Consider the following 3,911-nt stretch of genomic DNA (forward strand, 5'->3'; position numbering starts at 1 on the left):
CATTAATGGTTTCTTGGCTTGGCTGATCAACCAACTGCCCGGTAAACAGGACTTAAAAATTGCAGACCCTATCATAATCTTACTGACAGGAGTGTGTCTATTGGCACTTTTTATCCTCGGTGCTATATCCAGTCAGTCTCAGCCGAGTGCAACGCCTGCAAATCAAAATTGGGTTCTTGGTTTTTTACCTTTGCTGGGAGGTGGCATCCTTTTCGGACTCTTGAAGGGGAACCAGGTAGCCGCCGAATTCAACTCAGCAGTTTTTTATACATCTCTCATTCTGTTTGGTTTGGGGACTGTGCTCCCGCCTGTACTGCTTTTACCGAGACAATGGCAGAACAGGTTGGTATGGTTGCCGCCCGGTTTGGGACTGGCAGTAATGTTGTATTTCATACTGAGGGGCGAAGGGACAGCAGGGTTTTTGGCTTTGGTTGTGACTGTAATTTTGATGTTGTTTATCCATGCCATCAAGTTTCTCATCCCAGTTACTAACCAACTTGCACCGAAGTTTAGGGCAAAGAGACAGCAACTTGCAGATAGTTTTGCAGACGGGATTTGGAATAAAATTGAAGATTTTACCTCACCTTTTCAGCGGGAATATTACCAGGGTTTGACTTATATCTGTCGAGACTATCAAACACAGGGATTGGATACAGACCGAACCCTGAAGTTGCAAAAGGTATTTGTGCCACTCAAAATTGCTGCAACAGAGGCAGCGAATACAAGCAACAATCTATTTCAGCTACCCAAGGATGAAACAAATAACTCAAATGAACCACAAATTTGGAATTTTTTAGCAGCAATAGATAAGCATCCGGCATTTCGGCGCATGGCAGTTTTGGGCGCACCCGGTTCCGGAAAAACTACCCTTTTGAGACATTTAACGCTAACTTATGCGACAAAGCAACAGCGAAAAGTGCCTGGGAAAGCGAAAGCGCCGAAACTCATTCCGGTGTTGTTGTATCTCCGAGATGTGCGTCAAGAAATTGTGAATAATAATCAACTCACTCTGGCCGAGTTAATTACTCAGCAGGTACAGCAGCAACGACCAATTGAACCGCTGAATCCACCGCCTAACTGGTTTGCCGAAAAATTACGTCAAAACCAATGTTTGGTAATGTTAGATGGATTGGATGAAGTGGCAGATGAAACCCAGCGCCAGCAAGTAAGTCGTTGGGTTGACAAACAGATGCAGGCATACCCGGATACGGCTTTTATCTTAACCTCTCGACCTTTTGGCTATACAACTGCACGGTTGCAACAAGATGTGACTGTCTTAGAAGTGCAACCATTTAGCCTGAAACAGATGGAAAAGTTTATTGAGAGCTGGTATTTGGAAACAGAGGTGATGAGTCGCGCTGGACAAGAAGATTTGGGAGTGCGGGCAGAGGCTAAACAAAAAGCAGATGATTTAATTAAGCGGATTAAGAATAGCAAACCTCTGGCGGACATGGCGGTGAATCCTTTGCTGCTAACAATGATTGCCACAGTTCACCGTCGCGGTAGCGCCTTGCCAGGAAAACGGGTTGAACTTTACAAAGAAATTTGCCAGGTTTTACTAGAAAGGCGACAAAGAGCTAAAAATATTGCGGATGCGCTAACAGCGACGCAAAAGCAATCAGTTCTGCAAGTGCTGGCATTTAAATTAATGCAGCAAAAAACTCGTGAGTTCAACCTATCCGAGGGAATTGATTGGATTACAGACAAGTTGGCAGATGTAGCAGGCAGTGGGGCGAATCCAGAGGAATTTATTCAGCAAGTTCGCGATGTGAGTGGGTTGTTAGTGGAAAAAGAAGTAGGCGTTTATGAATTTGCTCACTTGAGTTTCCAGGAATATTTAGCAGCGGTTCAGATTAAGGAATCGAACCAAGAGAGTCTGTTAATCGGAAATATTAACCAGTCCTGGTGGGCTGAAACTATCCGTCTTTATGCAGCGCAGAGTAATGCTAGCAATCTGATTGGTACAGTCTTGGGGATGCCATCTCCATCGGTTGAGGAAATGGCACTCGCCTATGATTGCTGGGAGGAGGGGTTGAGTGTAAATCCAGGCGTTGGGCAACAACTGGAGCAAATTTTAGAGCAAGGTTTGAATTCGACAGACCCAGAAATTGCTAAATTAGCAGCACAAGTAAAGTTATCGAGGCGATTGAAATAATGCTGTTACGAATTGATGAGAATGTCCACATTGACATGAGTTACATCACCTGCGCGGAATATCAGCTTTTTATTGATGAGAAGCTGAAAGCAGATGAACATTGTCAACCTGACCATTGGAAAAGTTACAGATTTCCGCCAGGAGATGCTCAAAAACCCATTACTGGAGTAAGGTCGAGCGATGCAAAGGAGTTTTGTGAATGGTTAACTCAGCAGCAATCTGCACCAATATTTAAATATAGACTGCCAACTGTAGCTGAAGTAAAGGAGCATCCAGTGACAGAAAAACAAGTAGGAGGCTGGTGTTTTGATGGAAAACAGCGAATCATTGCAGGAATAGAAACTCGACAGCAGCAAACTTGGCAACAGAAATTAGCTGAGGTTTTGGTTCTCAAGCTCAACCGCGACAGCGACCTCAACCGCGACCTCAACCGCGACCTCAAGCGTGACCTCTACCGCGACCTCTACCGCGACTTCATGCGCGACCTCAACCGTGACCTCAACCGCTTCCTCTACTGTGACTTCCACTGCGTCATCAATTGCGACCTCAACGACGAACTCTACCGCGATCTCCACCGGGTTTTAGACCGCGACCTCCACCACGACCTCTACCGCGTCCTCTACCAGGATCTCTACCGCTTCCTCAACCGTGACCTCAACCGTGACCTCTACGGCAAAGTTAAAGCAATTGAAGCAGGCAAAGCTAGTGATTTCCTACTTTTAAACTTCCCTCTGCTTCCTGTGATTGTTATCTATTATTTCTTGTTAGCAACTTATGAGGTAATCTCCAAAAATCAAGCGGCGCTCAATACAATTAATTTAAGCAGTCAAGAAAGTGAAGTTATTAGCCGTAAGTATCTACAGAAGCTCAATGAAATATACCCACTTTATGTTTTCTTGGTATTACTAGATGAGCGGCAAGCGGGTCGGATGCCAGCATGGGAGAGTATTCGGATTGTCAGGGAAAGAGTTGAGTAGGAGATATAGCGCCTGGATAGTAGGGACACAACACTGTTGTGTCCTTTGGCTGCGGAACACAGGATTGTTTGTGAAATAGTATTTTCTAATCTTGCCTCACACTATCGGGTACGCCCACCGCCGAAATACCCGATATCGCCTTTAAGTTTTGACATCGAATCAACTCATTAAAATCCAAACTGCGCCCTTCAATTTGCGCCACAGCCTCGATCGCCCCCAGCAAATGTCCGGCCGCTTCGGCTTCGTTGTAACCGCGCCTGAGAGCGACTCTAATCGCCCCCTCGTCAGCATCTAACTCTACTTGGGAACTGCGGTTGTCGCGCCAAATTCGAGTCATGGCGAGTCCCGTCAAACCGCCCGCGATCGCAGTGCCGATCGCATCTCCCTGCAACAATTCTACAACAGTCCCGACCATTCCCGCCAGAGCCGCACCTTGATAAATATCCGGTTTAAACCACTTAAAATTGCACAGAAAACTTACATTCCGCAATAGCAGTAAATCCCGCTGCGGCTTAGATAGCAGCCGCCACAAATCAAAATTAATATAAATCGGACGAGATTGATGCCAAGGCAAAGGAAAATCGCAGTCAATTACCGTTGATTGTTGTGGCTTATTAATAATTTTACACATCATGCGGCCGGAAGCGGGCATCACATCTAACAGGCGGCTAATTTCTGGTTCTGGGTTCATATTTTTTTGGGTTATTGGTTATTAGATTTATTGCATAATTTTTTTATTAATATGTCAACCGCAGATTCAAGGCAGATAAACGCAGATA

Annotated in this window: 3 protein-coding genes; 2 read left to right on the forward strand and 1 reads right to left on the reverse strand. The window is 45.3% G+C overall.

Annotation, left to right across the window (positions count from 1 at the left end):
- Nucleotides 1–2,155 (forward strand): NACHT domain-containing protein (locus tag ACUVJL_RS39120; protein WP_445250735.1); only part of this gene is annotated, 2,155 nt, incomplete at its 5' end.
- Nucleotides 2,155–3,132, forward strand: a complete 978-nt coding sequence (locus ACUVJL_RS39125) for an SUMF1/EgtB/PvdO family nonheme iron enzyme (protein WP_445250736.1) — start codon at nucleotides 2,155–2,157, stop codon at nucleotides 3,130–3,132. The genes ACUVJL_RS39120 and ACUVJL_RS39125, both read left to right, overlap by 1 nt.
- An 85-nt stretch (nucleotides 3,133–3,217) precedes the next feature.
- Here the strand turns inward: ACUVJL_RS39125 and ACUVJL_RS39130 are convergent, their stop codons facing one another.
- A complete protein-coding gene (locus ACUVJL_RS39130; protein WP_445250737.1) occupies nucleotides 3,218–3,823 on the reverse strand; it encodes a DUF3318 domain-containing protein in 606 nt (201 codons plus the stop codon).
- Nucleotides 3,824–3,911: the final 88 nt, after the last annotated feature.

Origin of the sequence: Microcoleus sp. OTE_8_concoct_300, from assembly GCF_031383065.1 — a bacterium.
Classification (GTDB): Bacteria; Cyanobacteriota; Cyanobacteriia; order Cyanobacteriales; family Microcoleaceae; genus Microcoleus.

Excerpts from the sequence above, each read along its gene's own strand:
- ACUVJL_RS39125 (WP_445250736.1), top strand. The coding sequence starts at position 2,155 with ATGCTGTTACGAATTGATGAGAATGTCCACATTGACATGAGTTACATC.
- ACUVJL_RS39130 (WP_445250737.1), bottom strand. The coding sequence starts at position 3,823 with ATGAACCCAGAACCAGAAATTAGCCGCCTGTTAGATGTGATGCCCGCT.